Source organism: Pseudoduganella sp. R-34, from assembly GCF_049904655.1.
GTDB lineage: Bacteria > Pseudomonadota > Gammaproteobacteria > Burkholderiales > Burkholderiaceae_D > Rugamonas.
This window is the reverse complement of record NZ_CP184572.1, coordinates 283,571-303,348: the sequence shown is the minus strand read 5'-3', so window position 1 is coordinate 303,348 and position 19,778 is coordinate 283,571. Positions and strand designations below refer to the sequence as shown.

Annotated in this window: 18 protein-coding genes; 7 read left to right on the top strand and 11 right to left on the bottom strand. The window is 63.8% G+C overall.

Annotated elements, in window-relative coordinates:
* Positions 1-2 precede the first annotated feature (2 nt).
* The 6 genes from ACN9MW_RS01425 to ACN9MW_RS01400 form a co-directional block, all read right to left on the bottom strand.
* Entirely contained in the window at positions 3-2,552 is a 2,550-nt protein-coding gene (locus ACN9MW_RS01425; protein ID WP_426166867.1) for a chitinase C-terminal domain-containing protein, read from the bottom strand.
* A 13-nt stretch (positions 2,553-2,565) separates the two neighbouring features.
* Complete coding sequence (locus tag ACN9MW_RS01420) at positions 2,566-3,582, bottom strand: cupin-like domain-containing protein (protein ID WP_426166865.1); 1,017 nt, start codon at positions 3,580-3,582, stop codon at positions 2,566-2,568.
* 62 nt (positions 3,583-3,644) lie between these two features.
* The gene (locus ACN9MW_RS01415; RefSeq protein ID WP_426166863.1) at positions 3,645-5,525 is read right to left on the bottom strand and encodes a glycosyl hydrolase family 18 protein; all 1,881 of its coding nucleotides are present in this window, start codon (positions 5,523-5,525) and stop codon (positions 3,645-3,647) included.
* Positions 5,526-5,753: 228 nt separating this feature from the next.
* The gene (locus ACN9MW_RS01410) at positions 5,754-6,461 is read right to left on the bottom strand and encodes a substrate-binding periplasmic protein (protein WP_426166861.1); all 708 of its coding nucleotides are present in this window, start codon (positions 6,459-6,461) and stop codon (positions 5,754-5,756) included.
* A 40-nt stretch (positions 6,462-6,501) separates the two neighbouring features.
* Entirely contained in the window at positions 6,502-6,855 is a 354-nt protein-coding gene (locus ACN9MW_RS01405; protein ID WP_426166859.1) for a carboxymuconolactone decarboxylase family protein, read from the bottom strand.
* A gap of 44 nt (positions 6,856-6,899) precedes the next feature.
* On the bottom strand, positions 6,900-7,427 hold the full coding sequence (locus ACN9MW_RS01400; protein WP_426166857.1) for a PadR family transcriptional regulator: 528 nt from the start codon (positions 7,425-7,427) through the stop codon (positions 6,900-6,902).
* A gap of 139 nt (positions 7,428-7,566) precedes the next feature.
* On the opposite strand from ACN9MW_RS01400, the gene ACN9MW_RS01395 reads away from it, so the two are divergent.
* Positions 7,567-9,588, top strand: a complete 2,022-nt coding sequence (locus tag ACN9MW_RS01395; protein ID WP_426166855.1) for an FAD-dependent oxidoreductase — start codon at positions 7,567-7,569, stop codon at positions 9,586-9,588.
* 11 nt (positions 9,589-9,599) lie between these two features.
* Positions 9,600-10,025 (top strand): nuclear transport factor 2 family protein, encoded by a 426-nt coding sequence (locus tag ACN9MW_RS01390; RefSeq protein ID WP_426166853.1) that lies wholly within the window; start codon positions 9,600-9,602, stop codon positions 10,023-10,025.
* Here ACN9MW_RS01390 and ACN9MW_RS01385 read toward each other — a convergent pair.
* On the bottom strand, positions 10,009-10,452 hold the full coding sequence (locus tag ACN9MW_RS01385) for a MarR family winged helix-turn-helix transcriptional regulator (RefSeq protein WP_426172356.1): 444 nt from the start codon (positions 10,450-10,452) through the stop codon (positions 10,009-10,011). The genes ACN9MW_RS01390 and ACN9MW_RS01385 overlap by 17 nt on opposite strands.
* Positions 10,453-10,600: 148 nt before the next feature.
* Between ACN9MW_RS01385 and ACN9MW_RS01380 the strand changes: the two genes are divergently transcribed.
* On the top strand, positions 10,601-11,464 hold the full coding sequence (locus ACN9MW_RS01380) for an EamA family transporter (protein WP_426166851.1): 864 nt from the start codon (positions 10,601-10,603) through the stop codon (positions 11,462-11,464).
* Complete coding sequence (locus ACN9MW_RS01375) at positions 11,464-11,937, top strand: nitroreductase family protein (RefSeq protein WP_426166849.1); 474 nt, start codon at positions 11,464-11,466, stop codon at positions 11,935-11,937. The genes ACN9MW_RS01380 and ACN9MW_RS01375 overlap by 1 nt, the downstream gene beginning before the upstream one ends.
* Here ACN9MW_RS01375 and ACN9MW_RS01370 read toward each other — a convergent pair whose 3' ends face one another.
* Entirely contained in the window at positions 11,938-12,810 is an 873-nt protein-coding gene (locus tag ACN9MW_RS01370; RefSeq protein ID WP_426166847.1) for a DMT family transporter, read from the bottom strand. It lies immediately after the preceding gene.
* 79 nt (positions 12,811-12,889) lie between these two features.
* On the opposite strand from ACN9MW_RS01370, the gene ACN9MW_RS01365 reads away from it, so the two are divergent.
* Both ACN9MW_RS01365 and ACN9MW_RS01360 read left to right on the top strand, forming a co-directional pair.
* Positions 12,890-13,768, top strand: coding sequence for a LysR family transcriptional regulator (locus ACN9MW_RS01365; RefSeq protein WP_426166845.1), 879 nt, complete (start codon positions 12,890-12,892; stop codon positions 13,766-13,768).
* On the top strand, positions 13,765-14,370 hold the full coding sequence (locus tag ACN9MW_RS01360) for a YdeI/OmpD-associated family protein (RefSeq protein ID WP_426166843.1): 606 nt from the start codon (positions 13,765-13,767) through the stop codon (positions 14,368-14,370). Before ACN9MW_RS01365 ends, ACN9MW_RS01360 begins: the two co-directional genes overlap by 4 nt.
* On the opposite strand, the gene ACN9MW_RS01355 is transcribed toward ACN9MW_RS01360, so the two are convergent.
* Positions 14,337-14,807, bottom strand: a complete 471-nt coding sequence (locus ACN9MW_RS01355) for a DUF2269 family protein (protein ID WP_426166841.1) — start codon at positions 14,805-14,807, stop codon at positions 14,337-14,339. The genes ACN9MW_RS01360 and ACN9MW_RS01355 overlap by 34 nt on opposite strands.
* Positions 14,795-16,102, bottom strand: a complete 1,308-nt coding sequence (locus tag ACN9MW_RS01350) for an SDR family oxidoreductase (RefSeq protein WP_426166839.1) — start codon at positions 16,100-16,102, stop codon at positions 14,795-14,797. The genes ACN9MW_RS01355 and ACN9MW_RS01350 overlap by 13 nt, the downstream gene beginning before the upstream one ends.
* Positions 16,103-16,150: 48 nt before the next feature.
* Here ACN9MW_RS01350 and ACN9MW_RS01345 point away from each other — a divergent pair, with 48 nt between their 5' ends.
* Entirely contained in the window at positions 16,151-16,621 is a 471-nt protein-coding gene (locus ACN9MW_RS01345; protein WP_426166837.1) for a hypothetical protein, read from the top strand.
* On the opposite strand, the gene ACN9MW_RS01340 is transcribed toward ACN9MW_RS01345, so the two are convergent.
* On the bottom strand, positions 16,618-19,734 hold the full coding sequence (locus ACN9MW_RS01340; RefSeq protein WP_426166835.1) for a response regulator: 3,117 nt from the start codon (positions 19,732-19,734) through the stop codon (positions 16,618-16,620). The two genes, ACN9MW_RS01345 and ACN9MW_RS01340, sit on opposite strands and share 4 nt — an antisense overlap.
* Between the last annotated feature and the right edge of the window lie 44 nt (positions 19,735-19,778).

The window sequence follows — 19,778 nt, the reverse complement described above, 5'->3', positions numbered from 1 at the left end:
GCTCATTGGAGTGCCACCGGCAGGTCCGGATACTCTTCGCTCAGCGCATAGCGAACGCCGTTCACCGTGATCGTGTACGCGGAAGGCCCGCTGATCGGCAAGGTGTAGTTCAGCGTCAGCGAGACCGATGCACCCGGCGCCAGCGACTGCCAGGAAGGTATCGTGAACTTGGCGCGGTTGAAGTTGGCCTTGAAGCCGCCGATATTATTCGGCCCGGTGTAGCCTGCCTTGATGACGGTCAGCCCGTAACCTGACTGGTCGCTCATATTGGCCGGCGCCGATACCGGATAATCGAACTCCACTACCGAACCGCCCGGAATCGTGGTGGCGGTGTTGTTCGTCACCGTCATCACGGGATTGATCGGGTAGTTGCTGTCGCCCAGCTTCCAGCCGCCAAGAGAGATGCTGACCTTCGCGCTGCTGGTCGGCATGGCCGTTTCGGCGCGCGTTGCGCCATAAGGAGCGGCGCTTCGGAAGGCAGCAGCGATGTTGTTCGTGAGCGTGTAACCCATGAAGTATTCGCCCGCGCCACCGTTGCGCGCTGCGTTCCATGCGTAGTCGCCGGCCAGCTCCCAGATCATGATGCCGCCGATGCCGTTGTTCACGACGTAGCTGGTCTTGGCAGCGATGGATTGCGCCGTTTCGGTGGAAATGAAGACCTGGCGTGTTGCGTTCCACAGCCACGGCGCAGCCAGCGTCGCGCTGTATTGCGGGCTGTAGGTGCCGGTGATGGTCTTCTCGGTCACGCCGTAGGCATCGAGGTAGGACGGCACAATGGCGTTTTGCAGGTTGAGCGCATGCCATAGCGGGTTGCCGCCGCCAGGTACGGGCTTGCCATTGGTGTCCAGGTCATGCCAGACGTTGTCGATGCCGGTTGCGCCTTTGCCGCAAGTTTTCACGCCGGCGCAGGCGACGGTGTCGGTGACCACCGGGCTGGTGCCCCACAAGCCGTTGTTGCCGCCGCTGACTTCCTTCCAGCCGCGCGTGTAGTACGGCACGCCGATATTGATGCGGCCCGCCTGCAGTGCGCCACGGTAGTAGCGGTAGGCCCAGTCGACGTTCAGGTAGCCGATGCCGCCGTACTGGTAGGCATTGCCGGCTTTCAGCTCGCCGTCGTTGCCGTCGTCGAACAGCGGAGCGTTGGGACCGACATACTGGTTCCATCCGCCGTGCAGGTCATAGCTCATCAGGCTGGCGTAATCGAGGTACTTCAGGCCGGACAGGTTCTCCTCGCCGCGCAGCACCCACCCGGATGCGGAACCGGCGATCGTCAGCATGTAGTACTTGTTGTCCGCCGCCGCTGCTGCATCGAGCTTCTCACGCACGGTTTTCAGCAGCACGTTGTAGCTCTTCATCAGGCCTGCCAGCCTTGGCTTGGAGATTGGGAAGTCGAGCGGGTTGCCTGCTTCGTTATTGGTGGTCGGGTGCTCGTAATCGATGTCCATCCCGTCAAAGAAGGTGTACTGGCGCAAGAAGGCGACCATCGAATCGGCCAGGGTGTTGATACCTGCCGTGTTGATGCTGCCGTCCGAGTTGGTGGTGGCGGTGTAGAAGCCGCCGCTGCCTGCCCAGCCGCCGACCGACAGCATGATCTTCACGCCGGGGTACTTCTTCTTGTACTGCGCGAGCAGGTTGAAGTGGCCTTTGTATGGGAGGGACGGGTCCATCGCCGCAGCGGGGATGTTCGGCCAGGTGATGCCGGTCTCGGGGCTGCTCGCACCGCTGCCGATCTGCACCTTGTTGTCCGTTCCGACGCTGGCGAAGGCGTAGTTCACGTGGGTGATGTTTTGCCACGGGATGTCGTTGACCAGGTAGGACGGCTGGCCGTTAGCGCCGGTGCGCCAACTGGTGAAGTAGCCGACGATGCGGCGATTCAGGCCGTTTGCCAGTTTTTCGCGGCCGTTGGCGTCGTAAACGCTGCAGTATGGGACGTTCGGCACTGGCGAGGTCAAGCCGTCAGGGCGGCATGCCACTGGCGTTGGAGTGGGCGTAGGGGTCGGAGTCGGTGTCGGGGTGGGAGTTGGCGTAGGTGTAGGAGTTGGCGTAGGGGTAGGAGTCGGCGTCGGCGTCGGCGTTGGCGTGGACGTCTGCAGCTCCCACGGGCCGTTCACTTCCGTGCCCGGTACATTATTCTGCGTCCACCACTTTGCCTTGTAGACGGCGCCGTTATAAGTCGCACACATACCGGCGGTATAGACCGCGCTCGCGCTCCATGCAGGGCAATCCGGCGTTGGAGTCGGCGTTGGTGTTGGCGTAGGGGTTGGAGTCGGGGTTGGCGTAGTCGCCTGCACTTCCCACGGCCCGTACTGCTCGGCGCCAGGGACATTATTTTGTGTCCACCACTTCGCCTTGTACACGGTGCCGTTGTAGGTCACGCACATGCCTGCGGTGTATACCGCGCTGGCACTCCAGGCTGGGCAGGACTCAGAAACCGCAGCCGTCGCAAGTGTGCGGGCCGGCTGCGGGGCTTGGCGGCTATCGGTTCCGCCGCCGCAACCGGCAATGGCGCTGCCGACCAGCGCCAGCATCAGGTAATTCGGTCGAATATTCATGCTGTCTCCGTTATTAGAAATCGTGGTTATGCGGATAACTGCTGTAGAAATCGTTATCCCAGCGGAAGTGCGTCGCCGAGATCGTGAGTGAGATATCGAGCCCCTGGACGAAGTGCCACCAGCCGACCGGCAGGAACAGGATTTCGCCAGGCGCCAGCTCAACGTCGAGGACCGGAACGCCGGCCATCGACGGGAAGCGCTGCTGGTCGATGTCGCGGCCATCGACCGGAGTAAAGCAATGGCGCTGGTTCTGCAGCCTCGGTGTTTCGCAAGGCGCGATCAGCCGCACGCGCTTGCGACCCATCACCTGGATCATGAAATTGTTGGTGAGGTCGTGATGGAACGGCGTGATGGTCCCCGCCGGCCCAAGCCAGAAGAATCCTTTGCGTTCGCCATCCAGGTATTCCGGCAGCAGCGGCATGTCCTGCCACAGCTCGTCCAGGGCCTGCCGGTTGCGGCCGTCGTTATTGGCCGTCATGTAGAAGTCGTTGGTGCTGCCGCTGCTGCGCACCCGTTCCACGTACTCGCCGAACGGCATATGGCGCTTGTGCGCGATGCTGTTCATTTCGTAGTCGGCATCGGCATTGCGGCCGAACTGCACTTCGACTTCCCGTTCGCCGAACTGCGCGGCCAACCAGTCCAGTGTCCACTTGCCGCGCGCTGGCCAGTCGTCCAGCATGCCGGTGATGATCACAGGCCGGTTGCACAGGTAGTGCTCGTGCAGGAAAACCTCGGTCGACAGGCGTTCGCGGCGCGGCACTTCCTGCGGCGCCATGCGGTTCAGGCGCGCCTGGATGCCGAGCAGCCAGTCGCGCTTGGCCAGCCGGTTATGCAGGCGCTGTACACCGTGCAGGTACGGACTGTTCATCGCAGCCGTGATTTCGGCTTGCGCGAGTTGGGGAGGAATGCCGGACTGGCCGAGAATGCCCGCCAGCGTCGCAGGAGAATGGCCCAGCATCAGGTTTTCGGCAATCCAGCGCCGCCATTCGTCGCTGATGCCAAGGGAATGCACCGTCGCACGACGTTTCATAAGCGTCTCCAAAAAGGGAAAAGCCGGCGGCGCTGGGCGCACCGCCGGCAAGGGATGGACGATTAACGTCCCTTCCAGACTTCGCTGGTCAGCGCACCGCTCGCATCGCCGTCCAGCTCCCACGAGAAGGCCCCGCGCAGACCCTGGTCGCGGACGTATTGCATCTTGGTGCCGATCACGGTTGGATCGTCATAGCTCCACCATTCGCCGGTGCTGGTGTACAGGTACAACTGCTTGGTCACCGGGTGGTACCAGCGCTGGCCGGTCTTGTTGCGCAAGACCTTGTAGTCATCGATGCCGCCCTCGTAGGTGCCGCCAGCACCACCGCTGGCAGCCTGGTACAGGCCATTGGCATTCGGCCCTGCCGTGACGCCCTTCCAGCCGCGCCCATAGAACGGAATCCCGAGCAGGATCTTGTTCTTCGGCATACCGGCTGCGGTCAGCGTGGCGAGGGCATCGTTGGCGTTGTACTTGGCCAGGTTGCCGGTCGCCGGATCGGCCGGGTCGTGGTACAGCGGAGAATGGAAGTTGGTGCTCGATTCCCACGCGCCGTGGAAGTCGTAGGTCATCACGTTCACCCAGTCCATGTACTGTGCGTATTGGCCAGGTTCGGTGTTGGCGATCTTGTCGACGCCGGCGCCAATCGCTGCGGTCAGCGCATAGCGTTTGCCGTCGGTGGCGCCCTGCGCGTCAAGCTGCGCTCGGAATTCCGCCATCAGCAGCGTGAAGTTATGCTTGTCGTTGACCGCGTCGTAGGTGTTGTACGGCTGGCCGCCGCCGCCCGGGTATTCCCAGTCGATGTCGATGCCGTCGAACACGCCCTTGGCCGCGCCCGGTCCACCGCGCCCATCCTGGATCGGCAGGTCGCCGGCGATGAACATCTTCACGCAGGACTTGGCGAGCTGCTTGCGCAGTGCGTCGGTCTTGGCTGCGGCCGAGAAGAACTTCGACCATGACCATCCGCCCAGCGAGATGAAGACTTTCAGGTTCGGGTGCTGCTGCTTGAGCAGTTTCAGCTGCAGGAAGTTGCCGGAAAGCGGTGCGTCCCACGGCACGGACTGGCCGTTGACGGTGCGTTTCGGCTGGCGCTGGTAGTCGGCATAGGAATCGCCGCCGGTGCCGGCATCCGGCGAAGTTGGGTTGTCGTTGCCCACTTCGGCCTTCGTCACCATATCGCACTCGTAGCCGCCGTTCTTCTGATACACATTGCCGAAGGCGTAGTTGATGAAGGTGAGCTGGTCGGCCACGCTGGTCTGCACGCCATTGACCGGCGTCTTCGTGGTGTGGATGTCCGCTACTTCGTAATCGCGGCCGTACACGCCCCACTGGGCGAAGTAGGAACCGATCTCGCGGCCGGTTGGAGTCGGCGTAGGTGTCGGTGTCGGTGTCGGAGTTGGCGTTGGTGTCGGCGTCGGCGTTGGAGTAGGTGTCGGGGTAGGCGTAGGCGTTGGGGTTGGCGTCGGAGTCGGAGTCGGAGTCGGCGTGGTCGACTGGAACTCCCAAGGCCCGTTCGGATCGGTGCCCGGCACATTATTCTGCGTCCACCATTTCGCCTTGTAGACCGAGCCGTTATAGGTGACGCACATGCCACCGGTATAGACCGCGCTGGCGCTCCACGCAGGACAATCCGGCGTTGGTGTCGGGGTTGGAGTAGGCGTTGGCGTAGTCGCCTGCGCTTCCCAAGGCCCGTACTGTTCTGCACCCGGCACATTGTTTTGCGTCCACCACTTGGCTTTGTACACCGTGCCGTTGTAGGTCACGCACATGCCCGCAGTGTAGACCGCGCTGCTGCTCCACGCCGGACACGTTTCCGCCACGGTGGACGTTGCGAGTGTGCGCGGCTGTTGTGAGGCCTGGCCGGTGTCGCTACCGCCACCGCAAGCTGCCAGCAGGCTGCTCGTCAAACCGGCGACCAGAAAACTTCTTGAAACCCTTTGTTCCATGCTCCCCCTCCTTCGGTTGTGGTTGTCGGGCTAGGATGGGATTGGGACAATTGGTAGTCAAGTGGTTTTAATTAGTGCTGCCAATATAAGACCAGTTGCAAAAATGCATGTGCCCTGCGAGGGCTCAAAAAATGGCTGTTTGAGAATGAAAAGGGAGATGTCTCAAATGAGACATTCTGTTAAACGATGAATACCAGCATTCGGCTACTCGCCGAGTGGTATTACTGCTCAGCTGCCCGGTATGGACTTCTGGATGCGCTCGATGGTCCGATCGGCCTGCATTTGCCTCAGCACGCGCGTCAGCTCCGGCACCAGCGCCTCGTGCTTCCTGTTCACGTAGTGATAGACCGGAAAGGAAGACAGCGGCGGCTCCAGCACGGTAATGCCTTCCAGCTTCTGGCTTCGCACCACGGCCATGCCCGACGCGCGATGACCCAGCACCAGGTCCGTGCGCCCCATCATCAGCTTTTCGAAAGCCTGGTGCATGGTCGGCACCTGCTCAACCTTCATGCCCCTGGTGTTCTCCTGCGCGATCTTGTTCCCGCGCACAAAGCCCAGCGTATAGGGGCGCAGGCTCTCCCACCCGTTGACCACGAATGAAGTACCGCGCGAAAAGATCACCAGCTCGAAGGTGAGCAGGGGGACGGGAACGATGACGAGGTTGGGATAGTCGCGGTCCAGGCCGAGCTTGCGATAAAGCTCGCCATCCATCTTGCCGTCATTGGCGTATACCAGCGAGCGCTCGCCGGGCAACTGGTGCACGACCAGCGTGCGGCCAATGCGCCGGTAGGCTTCGCGCAGCACCAGTTCGGAAATGGTGGCGGCAGGGTCGTCACCCACCAGGGTGGAGACGTTCATCACCGGAAAAGCTTGCGCAGCTACCCAGGCCGGCAGCAGGCCAGACAGCGCAAAACCCAGCACGGCGCGACGACGCATTTCATCTCCAGGCAATCCCTTGACTGGAGCATAACACTGCCTACACTTTTTGTAGTTCCGAAAACTCCTGGTAGGCCGCTACGGCATTTGCCGCATACATGGCCACCGGGCCGCCGCCCATATAGATCGCCACGCCCAGTGCTTCGTGAACCTCCTGGACGGTAGCGCCCAAGCGGGCCAAAGCCTTGGTGTGGAATCCGATGCAGCCGTCGCAGCGCGCGGCAACGCCAACCGCCAACGCGATCAGCTCCTTGGTCTTGGGATCAAGCGCACCGCCCGCCATGGCAGCCTTGCCCATGTCGCTGAAGCCTTTCATTACTTCCGGCGGGGTCTTGCGTAGCTGCGCCAGGTTGGCCGATATGTCCTGAGTGAGGTCTTTGTAGTCGGTATCCATGCCCGGATGGTAGACGTCCTGCCTCCCCGGCGAAATGATCCAGGTCAGCTTTCCAGGATACGCAAGGCCTCGCGCGCCATATTGATGGCCAGCTCCTCCTGCGCGATACCGCCCTTCAGCAGCACGTATTGCAGCTTTCGTTCGCGCGAGTCGGATTCACTGGCGAAGTCCCGCTGCTCGAAACTCTTGTAGAGGGCCAGTTTCGCTTCGTGCAACGCCAGGTGGCGCCGCATTTCGTCCGCCAGCCCTGCCGGACCGATCGCCGCCTCGGCGCGGATGCGCACCATCAGGGCGTCGCGCTGGGGGCGGGGATCTTCGGCCTCGGCAACCCAGCGCCGCAGCTCGGCAGTCCCGGCCGGCAGTACGCGATAGGCGCGCTTGCGTCCCCGGCCCGTTTCGGCGGGCAGGGACTCGATCCAGCCGGCTTGCTCCAGGCGTGCCAGTTCGCGGTAAATCTGCTGGTGGGTGGCAGCCCAGAAGAATCCGATCGATTTATCAAAGCGCCGGGCCAGTTCCGAGCCGGAACCGGCTCGCTCGGACAGGGAGGTCAACAGCGCGTGAGGCAAAGACATGGCAGGAAACAATGAAAAAGATGCCACCATCTTGCCTCAGCAGCGCGAGGCGGACAAGCCACATTGTCTTTGCAACTAGTTGCATAGACGCGGTAACCGGGCTATATTTATGCAACCAGTTGCATAAATGAGGACGCCAATGAACCGCTACCCACACCTGCTCGCCCCGCTCGACCTGGGCTTCACCACCCTGAAAAACCGCGTGATCATGGGTTCCATGCACGTCGGCCTGGAAGAGGAAGTCGATGGCTTTGAACGCATGGCCGCCTTCTACGCCGAGCGCGCACGCGGCGAAGTGGGCCTGATCGTGACCGGCGGCATTGCCCCGAACGAGGCGGGACGTCCGTGGAAGGCCGGCGCCAAGCTGACCACCACCGAGGAAGTGGCGCAGCACCGCAAGGTGACCGCCGCCGTGCACGCGGAAGGTGGCAAGATCGCCATGCAGATCCTGCACTTCGGCCGTTACGCCTACCATCCGAAACTGGTGGGCCCGAGCGCGATCAAGGCGCCGATCAACCAGTTCACCCCGCACGAACTCTCCACCGAAGAAGTGGCGGCGACCATCGAGGACTACGCCCAATGCGCCGTGCTGGCGCGCGAAGCCGGCTACGACGGCGTCGAAATCATGGGTTCCGAGGGCTACCTGATCAACGAATTCATCGCCGCCCGCACCAACCAGCGTACCGACGAATGGGGCGGCAGCTACGAAAACCGCATGCGCTTCCCGGTCGAAATCGTTCGCCGCGTGCGCGAGCGCGTGGGCAAGGACTTCATCATCATCTACCGCCTGTCCATGCTGGACCTCGTGGAAGGCGGTTCCACCCTGGACGAAGTGGTGCAGCTGGCCCAGGCGGTCGAACAGGCCGGCGCCACCATCCTCAACACCGGCATCGGCTGGCATGAAGCGCGCATTCCGACCATCGCCACCAAGGTGCCGCGCGCCGGTTTCGCCTGGGTCACGAAGAACCTGATGGGCAAGGTCGGCATCCCGCTGGTCGCCACCAACCGTATTAACACGCCGGAAGTGGCCGAGGGCATCCTGGCCGATGGCGCGGCGAACATGGTGTCGATGGCGCGCCCATTCCTGGCCGACGCCTTCTTCATGCAGAAAGCGCGCGAAGATCGTGGCGACGAAATCAACACCTGCATCGGCTGCAACCAGGCCTGCCTGGACCACACCTTCTCCGGCAAGATCACTTCCTGCCTGGTGAATCCGCGCGCCTGCCACGAAACCGAGCTGGTAATCGCTCCTGCGCAGCAAACCAGGCGCATCGCCGTGGTCGGCGCCGGCCCAGCGGGCCTGAGCTTCGCCACCACCGCAGCCTCTCGCGGCCATGACGTGACCCTGTTCGACGCCGGCAGCGAAATCGGCGGCCAGTTCAACGTGGCGAAAAAGGTGCCGGGCAAGGAAGAATTCAACGAAACCCTGCGCTTCTTCGGCCGCCAGATCGAGCTGACCGGCGTCAAGCTGCACCTGAATACCCGTGTCGACGTGGCCGGACTGGCTGCGGGCGGCTTCGATGATGTGGTGCTGGCAACCGGCGTCACCCCGCGCACCCCGGCCATCGACGGCATCGACCATCCGAAGGCCCTGGGCTACCTGCAAGTGCTGCGCGATGGCGCCTCGGTCGGCAAGAACGTGGCGGTGATCGGCGCGGGCGGCATCGGCTTCGACGTGTCCGAATACCTGACCCACGAAGGCAAGAGCGCCAGTCTGGTGCCGGAGAAGTTCTACGCCGAGTGGGGCATCGACAATGGCTACAAGGATCGTGGCGGCCTGCGCGCGCCGGAAGTGGAAGCTTCGCCGCGCAAGGTTCACCTGCTGCAGCGCAAGACCAGCAAGGTTGGCGACGGCCTGGGCAAGACCACAGGCTGGATCCACCGCACCGGCTTGAAAGCCAAGCGCGTGAACATGCAGTCGGGCGTCAGCTATGACCGCATCGACGATGCAGGCCTGCACGTTACCGTCGAAGGCCAGCAGCACGTGCTGCCGGTGGATAATGTGATTGTTTGCGCCGGCCAGGAGCCGCTGCGCGAACTGCAGCAAGGCCTGCTCGACGCGGGCTGCAAGGTACACCTGATCGGCGGCGCCGACGTGGCCGCCGAACTGGATGCGAAACGCGCCATCAACCAAGGCACCCGACTGGCTGCCGCCATTTAAGGAGTAAGCCCATGCTGCTGCAACCGGCCGTTGCGGAATCGCTCGAACGCTGGCACAAGATGATCGCCGGCGGTGATTTGTCCACCCTGCCCTCCATCGTCGATGCGGATGCGGTGTTTCGCTCGCCGATTGCAAACAAGCCTTACGCCAGCCGGGAGGCGGTGGTGCTGGTGCTGAACACGGCTTACCAGGTGTTCGAGAACTTCGCCTATCACCGCCAGCTGGCGACCGGCGATGGCCTGAGCGTGGTGCTGGAATTCAGCGCCAACGTCGGTGACAAACAGCTCAAGGGCATCGACTTCATTCGCTTCAACGACGCCGGCAAGATCGTCGAATTCGAGGTGATGGTGCGCCCGCTGAGTGGCTTGCAGGCCTTGGGCGAGGCCATGGGCGCGCGTATCGGCGCCCAGGTCGGCGCCTTCAAGACTCCAGCATAGCGAGCAGCTTGCGCAGCTGCGCGTCAAGCGCGGCTGAGCCATCGGCCCCGAACGGGGCCATGATGTTCTTCTCATTTTCCACGTGCGCCGCCACGGCGCGCTCGATCAGCTCCAGCCCTGCGGGGCTGAGCTGGACCAGCAGGCTGCGTGCGTCGGCTGGATTCGGCGCGCGCGTCACCCAGCCCTGCGCCTCCAGCCTTTGCAGGCGGTGCGTCATCGTCCCGGACGTCACCATGAGTTGCGAAAATAGCGCGGTCGGCGCCAGTTGGTGAGGTGCGCCAGACCGGCGCAGGGTCGCCAGCACGTCGAATTCCCAGTTACTGAGCCCAAATTGCTCGAATGTCGCGTCGAGCCGGCGCCGCATCAGCGCCGCGCAGCGGTTCAGGCGCCCGATCACGCCCATTGGTCCCACGTCCAGGGCGGGCATCTCCCGTGCCCATTGCTCCAGGATTAAATCCACTTTATCCACAGCCGTCCCCAGTTATCTATCGGGACGATTATAACAATTTATCTCGATTTCAAGATAAATTCGGCTATACTTCGATTTATCTCGATTTCAAGATACTTTTGCAGCCATGAAAAAATTCCCCCTAGCCGATACCGCGATCACCGCGCTGGCCCCCGTCATCTGGGGTTCGACCTATATCGTTGCCACCGAAATCTTGCCCGCCGGGCGTCCCTTCACCGCCGCCGCCGTGCGCGCCCTGCCGGCCGGCCTGCTGTTGGTGCTGTTCGCCGGCCGCATGCTGGCCCGCCATCTCTGGTGGCGCGTCGCCGTGCTGGCGGCGCTGAACATCGGCGCCTTCCAGGCCCTGTTGTTCGTCGCCGCCTATCGCCTGCCGGGCGGCCTGGCAGCCGTGCTGGGCGCGATCCAGCCAATCGTCATTATGGGCTTGGCCTGGGGATGGGATGGACGCCGCCCGCAATGGGCCGCACTCGGCGCGGCTGCGGTGGGCGTGGCCGGCATGGCCGCCCTCCTGCTGTCGCCGTCCGCCCGCTGGGATGCCCTCGGCGTTGCAGCAGCCCTGGCCGGCGCCCTGAGCATGGCTGTCGGTACCTGGCTGGCGCGCCGTTGGAAAACCGGCTTGCCGGTGGTTGAACTGGCCGGTTGGCAGCTCTTGCTCGGTGGCCTGATGCTCACGCCGCTGGCGCTGCTGGCCGATCCGCCGCTGCCTGCCTCGCTGGCTGCCAGCGAGATCCTCGGTTATGCCTACCTGACTTTCGTCGGCGCCCTGGTGGCTTACCTGCTGTGGTTCCGTGGCCTGAGCAAGCTGTCGCCGGTTGCCGTGTCCTCGCTCGGCCTGCTGAGCCCTGCAACCGCCGTCGTCCTGGGCTGGCTCCTGCTCGGGCAGAAGCTCGGCGGCACCGCAATGATTGGCCTGGCCGTGGTGCTGGGCAGCGTACTCACTCTTCAACTTAAGCTGCAGGAGGCTAAATAATGTCTAACCCAATCAAGGACTTGATCGAATCCCGCGTCTCGGCCAACTACTTCGACCCGGCGGCGCCGGTCAGCGACGAGCAGGTAGCGGAGCTGGCGCGCTTGGCAACGCTGGCGCCTTCCGCCTACAACGTGCAGAACTGGCAGTTCATCGCCGTGCGCTCGCAGGAAGCGCGGGAAAAGCTGCGCGAACTGTCCTTCGGCCAGCAGAAAGTCGTGGATGCGCCGGTCACCTTCATCATCAGCGGTACCCTGAAGGTGCAGGACCAGGTGGCGGCGGCGCTGAAACCGGCTGTGGATAAAGGCATACTTATCCAACCCGTTGTCGACAGCTGGACCCGCATGGCGCAGGGTTCGATGGACGGCGACGAACGCGCCCAGCGTGATGAGGCCCTTCGTTCAGCCTCACTGGCTGCGATGACCATGATCCTGGCCGCCGAAGGCATGGGCATTTCAAGCCTGATCAGCGCTTGATTATCGATTTGTGATTGTCACGCCGGTGGCCACCAGCAGGCCGCCGGCAATCATCGAAGCCATCACCTGCTCGCCCAGCATCAACGCCGCGAGCGATACACCGAATACCGGCACCAGGTTGTTGAACACCGCCGTGCGTGCCGGGCCAAGGGCCTTCACGCCCTCATACCACCACACGAAAGCCACCACGGTGCCGAAAGCGCCAAGGTAGGTAACCGACGCCCACACCTGCCAGCCCAGCGATGCCCAAGCCACGTTCGGCAACTCACGCGAGGCGGTGATCAGCAGGAAGCCCAGGCCCCACAGCGAGGCATACGTGGTGGCGGCGATCGGCGACAGGCCTTTCAGTGCGGCGCGGCCGACCAGCGTGTAGGCTGCCCAGCAGGAGGCTGCGCCCAGCATCATCAATTCACCAACGCCGATCGACTGGCTGATGTCATGCAAGGCCGCCATCGGCTCGCCGCGCGTGATCAGTACTGTGGCGCCGACAAAGGCAATGCCGATTCCCGCCCATTTCTGCCAGTTCAGGCGTTCGCGCAGCACGGCGGCAGCGGCCAGCGCGGTCACGATCGGATTCATCGCGATAAAGAGCGCCGAGCGGCTGGCTTCCATCTTGCCCAGCGCAGAGAAGAAGCAGAAGTTGTACAGGAAGATACCGGTCAGGCCCAAGGCGGCGGTCGCCCCCAGTTGCTGCATCGAGAGTTTCGGCAGGCCGCCTTCCCGCTTCCAGGCCAGCACCAGCAGCAGCGCGGCGGCAATCGAGAAGCGGATGGAGGCTGCCGTCAGCGGCGGCAGTGCATTCGAGACAATATGGCCGGCGATGAAGGTGCCGCCCCATATCAGGGTGCAGGCGATCAGTTTCAGGTAGATCATGGCAGTGGGCCTTGCGTGTCAGTGAAGGAGGTTATACATTAATACTAATCCTGACTCATAGAAAAATGAGTAAATCCTCATGACTTTCACCCAACTGGAAATCTTCGCCCTCGTGGCGGAATTGCGCGGCTTCACCGCCGCCGCCATGCGGCTTGGCGTGAGCCAGTCCGCTATCTCACATGCCATCAAGTCGCTGGAACAGGAACTGGGCGCCCAGCTCATCGAGCGCCAGGGTGCCACGGCCGACGTGACGGAACTGGGCCAGCGCCTGCTGGTGCGCGCCCGTGAAATCCTCGGCCTGGCGGAATCGATGCGGCAGGAAGTATCGGCCGCCAGCGGCCTGAATAAGGGCTTGCTGCGCATCGGCTCCTTCGGCCCGACCTCTTCGCTCAAGCTGATCCCGGCCATTCTCGACGTCTTCCAGAAGCGCTATCCCGGCATTGAAGTGCGCATCGACGAAGGCACGGACGACGACACCCTGCAATGGATTCTCGACCGCCGCGTCGACATCGGCTTTATCCAGCAGCCCGACGACCGTTTCGACACCGTCGACCTGGTGGAGGACCAGATGGTGGCGCTGCTGCCGGCAGGCCACCGCCTGGCGGCCAAGAAGTCCGTCAGCGCGCACGACCTGGCGAACGAACCTTTCATCATGCCCGACGCCGGCTGTTCGACCCTGATCGAACCGTTGTTTGCCGCACAGGGCCTGTGCCCGCAAGTCCGTTACCGCATGTCGCAGGTGCTGACCGTGCTCGGCATGGTGGGGCGCGGCGATGGCGTGTCAGGCATGGCAGAATTGGCGCTGCCGGTCGACCTGGCGGCCACCCATCCGAACATCGCGGTGCGCCCCTTCTCGCCGCCAGTGCGGCGGCGGGTCGGGCTGGCGCTGCGCAACCTGGCGCAGGCCTCGCCGGCCGCCAAGGCTTTTGTCGAAGTCGCACGAAAGGTCAAACTATGAGCACTAAAGTCGAACTGGAGCAGCGCCTGTTTGCCACAGGAAAAGCATGGTGGACGTGGCTGCAAAAGCAGCATTCCTCCTCGCCCGGCGTGTGGATGAAGATCGCCAAGAAAGAGGCGCCGGAAACGTCGGTCCAGTACCCGGAAGCGCTGGACGCGGCCCTGTGTTTCGGCTGGATCGACGGTCAGAAGAAGAGCATCGACGAGCAATACTGGCTGCAAAAGTTCACGCCGCGCGCCAAGCGCAGCATCTGGTCCAAGGTGAACCGCGACAAGGTCGCCGCACTGGCCGAAAAGGGGCTGATGCAGCCTGCCGGGCTGGCGGAAGTCGAGCGCGCCAAGCAGGACGGCCGCTGGGAAGCAGCATATGACTCATGGAGCGCGGCGGAAGTGCCGGCCGATTTGCAGGCAGCGCTGGATGCCAGCGTTAAGGCGCGTGCGAACTTCTCGAAGCTTAGCTCGCAGAACCGCTATTCGATCCTGTTCCGCACCCACCAGGCCAAGCGCGCGGAAACGCGGGCCAAACGGATTGGCGAATTCGTCGCCATGCTGGAGCGCGGCCAGGCCATCTATCCCCAGGCCGGCTTCACGACCATCAAGTAGAACACGGCGATGAAGGCGAAGAAAGCCGGAATGCCAAGCACGACCCAGGCGCGGAAGTAGCGCCAGAACTGGGCAGGCAGCGGCGCCGCCTGCTGCATCGCTTCCGCCGCGACATCGCGCATCTTCATTTGCAGCCAGACGACAGGCAGCCAGCACAGCAAGGCGATCACGAACAGCACGACGGACCATTTGATCCAGGGCGTGTGCATGGGAAAGCCGGCGAGATGGATCAGGTAAAAGCCGGTCGCCGGCTGGGCGATCATCGTAACGCCGGTGAACAGCCAGTCGGCAATCACCAGGATGCGGGTGACGACGGCAATTGCCTGCACATTTTTGCTGATCACCGCGAACAGCAGGTACCACGCGGAGCCGATGCCTGTGCCGAACAGCAGCGTTGAAGAGAGGACGTGCAACCATTTGACGATCAGGTATTCCATGACGGTTTCTCCATTTCGTAGAGCATCCACAGCGCGGCCAGCATGGGCAGGTTCTTGCTGATTGGGCCATAGGGGTGGAGCAGGAATTCGGGCAGGCGCCACGCGATGACGATGCTGTAGAAGGCGATCAGGGCGATCTGCGCAAGCCATAGCAAACGCCGGCTGCGGCGTGGCCATGCCAGCGTGGCCACGCCGAAGGCCAGGTCGAGCGCGGACGCGCCGTACAGCATCAGCGGCGCCAGCATTTGCGGCACGCCGGTGCGGACCAGCAGCGTGTAACTGTCGGCGACCGGATACAGGCCGGCCGATACGATGGCAGTCCAGATCCACACAGCGGCGATGCTCACACGCAGAACGGGCAGCAGCCAGTCGAGTTGCGCCTGGCTGCGTGTAGCCTCCGGCTGGGAAATAAAGTCGCGCACCGCACGCGGCTGGCGGCCCAGCAGTGCAGCCAGGGGGGCCGCGTCAGCGGTATTCCCGCGCGCCAGCATCTCCAGCGTCTCCTGGTCGAGTGGACTCCCTGGAAGCATGCCCGCAACGCGCGACAGGCAGCGCGCGAGCCAATCCGGCAACCGCAGCACCGGCAAACGCCACCGGCCCAGGCCCATCGCTTTCCTCAGCGCCCGCAGATAGTCCACGAATGGCATCGCCTCCGGGCCAACCAGCGCCAGGCGCCCCACGCCGGCGCCAGTCGCAGGACGCTCGGCGGCTCCCCGCTCGACCAGGATAACGATAGCGGCTACGACATCGTCGATATGGACCGGCTGCACCAGCTGCGGCGCGCTGCCCAGCCGGACCGCGAGCGGCATGGCGGCCAGCATGCGGAACATGCGCGCGCTTGCTCCTTCCGCACCATAGACCAGTGAGGGCTGGACGATGCAGCCGCCCAGCTGCGACGCAGCCAGTGCATCGTCGGCCGCCCTCTTGCTCGCATGGAAGGCCGAACGCGCGCCGGCATCCGCACCAAGCGCCGACACCTGCACCACATAACGTACGCCCACCTCCGCGCAGGCGGCGAACAGCGCGCGCGGCGCCGCATCATGCACCACCGTCAAAGAAGCTGCGCCTTGCGGACGAAAAATACCGACCGCGTTGACCACCGCATCCACGCCCTTGAGGCGCGCCGCCCACACAGCTTTTTCGGTATCGTGGACGAAGTCGGCAGGAACAAAGCCCATGCGATCGTCGCGGCTGGGATGCCGCCCGGCAGCAATGACCTCATGACCGCGCGCCAGCAAGGCCGCCGCAACACGCGACCCGATAAACCCTGTAGCGCCGGTCAGCAGCACCCGCATCGGCTCCTCCTCCCGTCCTCGGACATTACACGAAAAGGGAGAATCGCCATGGACACTTGGAGCACGGCGCTCAAGCACAGCGTATTGCCCGGCGCACTGGCCAGCCTTGCCTCGACGCTGGTGCTGGCAACCTGCGGCAAACGCGAAGCCGGCAGCATGTTTGCAGGAGTAAACGCGGTCAGCCACTGGCTCTGGGGTGACAAGGCGACGCGCGTCGACAAGCCTACGCTCAAGCACACGCTGGTCGGATACCTGATCCACCACGGGGCGTCGATGTTCTGGGCCGCGCTATTCGAAAAGTCCTGCTGCAAGACACTCGACAAGAAGGAGGCGGCAACCACCGCCACTGTCGCAGCGGCGGCAAGCGCCGTTGCCTGCTTCACCGATTACCAGCTGACGCCGCACCGGCTGCGGCCAGGATTCGAGGAGCGCCTGTCGCATACGTCGCTGCTGATGGTGTACCTGGCCTTCGGGGCAGGCCTGGCTGCCGGCGCCTTCCTGAACCGGCGCGACAGCTAGCGGTCTTCCTGCTCCAGCCAGCGGCGCCCGTGCGCCAGCACCTGCTCCAGCTCGTAGCGCACGGCAGCCAGCATGCCCGGCAGGTTGTCCGGATTGCCGACCCGGATTGCCGATTCGGCGTCCAGCGTGGCCTTCACTAGCCGCTTTGCCCCCAGCACGCCGACCGCGCCGCGCAGGCTGTGCAGGATGCGCGCCGCTTCGCCGGGCCGGCCCGCGCGCACTGCCGCATCCGCATCGTCCATGGGCTGCAGGCCGCCTTCCAGCGCGCCGCGCACCATCTTGAACATGACCGCCCGGCCCTTCTGGTCCTTGCCCATCACGCGCATCAGGCTGTCCATGCTGAATACCTGCTCGGACGGCGCCTGCTCCGAGGGCGCCGTGCCGGCATCGTTCGCAGCGGGCACGCTTCCCGCAGGCTTGCGCAGGTAGCGCTCTATCACCGCCATCATCTCCTCGATCACCACCGGCTTGGCGATGAAGTCGGTGATGCCGGCCTCGGTGCAGCGATGGCGTTCGGAAGCCAGCACGCCTGCGGTCATCGCTATCACCGGCAGGTCCAGTTTCAGCTCGTCGCGGATCATGCGCGTGGCGCTGAAGCCATCCAGCACCGGCATCTGCATATCCATCAGCACGATGTCATAGCGGCTGGCGCTGGCCCGCAGGATATCGACCGCCTGCTGGCCGTCGCCCGCCACGTCGAGCGTTGCGCCGGCAAGTTCCAGGATGCCGCGTGCCACGGCCTGGTTCAGCAGGTTGTCCTCCACCAGGAGGAAATGCGCGCCGCGCAGCCGGTTGCCCAGTGCGGAAGCCGACGCAGAAGCATCTTCGGCTCCGCTGGTTGCCGCCAGCGCCTGGTGCAGGGCGTCGAACAGGCTCGATGCCGTGATCGGCTTGACCAGTACCGCATCCGCTTCCGGGGTGCTGGCGATATCGTCGACCTGCGCGCGCGCGAAAGCATTGATGGTGACCACGATAGGCTGGCGGTGGCCCTCGGCTGCCCGCCTGATTTCGCGTGCCGAGGCATAGCCGTCCGAACCCGGCATGTGCCAGTCGGTCAGCACCACGTCATAAGGGTGGGGCCCGGACAGCCGTTCCTGGAAGCGCTGCAGGGCTGCCTCGCCACTATCGACTTCGTCCGCATCCCAACCCCAGGCGCGCAACAGTTGGGCGATCATGGTGCGGCTGGTGCTGTTATCGTCCGCTACCAGCACGTTCAGCGGCCCGATCGTCGGCAGGCGTCGCGCTGCGGCGCGTTCCGGCAGCACGCTGAACCAGAGTTCGAAGGAGAAGGTGCTGCCATCGCCGGGCGCGGTTTGAAGCTGCACCTGGCCGCCCATCAGCTCCACCAGGCGGCGCGTGATGGCCAGGCCCAGGCCGGTGCCGCCAAAGCGGCGCGTGATGCTCTCGTCGCCCTGCGAAAAGGCATGAAACAACTGGGCAGTCTGGCGTTCCGTCATGCCGATGCCGGTGTCGCGGACTTCGAAGCAAAGCAGTGCGCGGTCGGCCACCCGCACCGCCGTTTTCACCGAAACCACCACTTCCCCCTGCTCGGTGAACTTGATGGCGTTGCTGGCCAGGTTGGTCAGGATCTGCTGCAGCCGCAGCGCATCGCCATGCAGCAGGGTTGGCACGTCCGGCGCCACCACGATGGCCAGTTCCAGCTCCTTGTCGCCGGCGTTCATGGTCATGGTGGTGGCCAGGGTCGCCATCGCCTCGTCCAGGTCGAAGTCGATCGGCGCCAGTTCCATGCGGCGCGCTTCGATCTTGGAAAAGTCCAGCACGTCGTTCAGGATGCCCAGCAAGGACTGGCCGGAAGTGCGGATCATGTTCAGGTATTTGCGCTGTTGCGCGCTGAGCGAGGTATTCCCGAGCAAATACACCATCCCCAGCACGGCGTTCATCGGTGTGCGGATCTCATGGCTCATATTCGCCACGAAGTCGCTCTTGGCGCGATTCGCTGCCTCGGCACGGTCGCGCTCCTGCTCCAGCTCCTCCGCGCGCAGGCCGGCTTCCGCCATCAGGGCCTGCGAGTGGGCTTCGGCTGCCTGGCGCTCCTGCATCAGGCTGTTGAATGCTTCCGTCAGTTCGCCAACTTCATCTTTGCGGGTGACGGGAATTGGGGTGAACGCGCCGGGCGCGGCACGCAGGTCCTGGATCGCATTCCGCAGCCTCGCCACTGGCGCCAGCAGGTAGAGCGTGATCCAGCCGATCAGCAGCGCGGCGACCACTGACGCCGCTACGCCCCATGCCAGCATATGTAACAGAACGCCTTCGAAAGGCTCAAAGGCTTCATTCACCGGCAGGATGGAGGCAAGCAGCCAGTCGGTGGATTTCAGCCGCCGGTAGCTGCTTACGCCGGGCACCCCGGCGGCACTGGTGCTGAAGACGGTGCCCTCGAACTCCCCGTTCATCGCCCGCGTCGTAGCCGGATTGGCATTCGGGGCCCGCGGCTGAAGGATGCGGCTGGCTTCGGGATGCACCACGTAGATTGACGGCTCGCCGAGCGTCACGGCGAAGTAGTAGCCGGTCTTGCCTACCTTGGCGGTGCGCAGGTGGCCCAGCATATTGTCCTTGTACAGCCGCAGCACGCCGGCCAGTACGCCGGCCACCTTGCCGCGCTCGTCCAGGATGGGCGCCACCATCTGTACAATGGGCTGGCCGCTGACGCGGCTCTTGATCGGTCCCGCAATCAGCGGCTTGCGGGTCTCCAGCACTTTCTTGAAGTATTCGCGGTCTGCGACCGAGACCTTCTCCCGTCCGGTGATATGGGGAACATCTGCCACTACGCTGCCGGCGGCATCGATCACGATGACGTCGTCGAACATCGACAGCATGGCGCGCTCCTCGTACCAGTTGCGCAAGCCGGCGGGGTCGTTCATCAGGCTGCGCGGCTGCTTGCGTGCCGACTGGGCGATGACGTCCAGCAGGGTAGTCAGCTTGTCGTCCAGGTCTTCGGCGGTGCGGGTGATCAGGGCATCCTGCTGCGCAAACAGTACCTTGGTGAAGTCCTCGCGCAGGCGTTGCGCCTGCAATACGGTCACCACGGCAATCATCACGATGGACGTGATGCTGGTGGCAAGTGCGACCTTCACATTGATCCCGAGAGGCTTCATCGACGTCCTTTGGGCGAGGGGGCTGCTGGCTAGTGTAATTTATT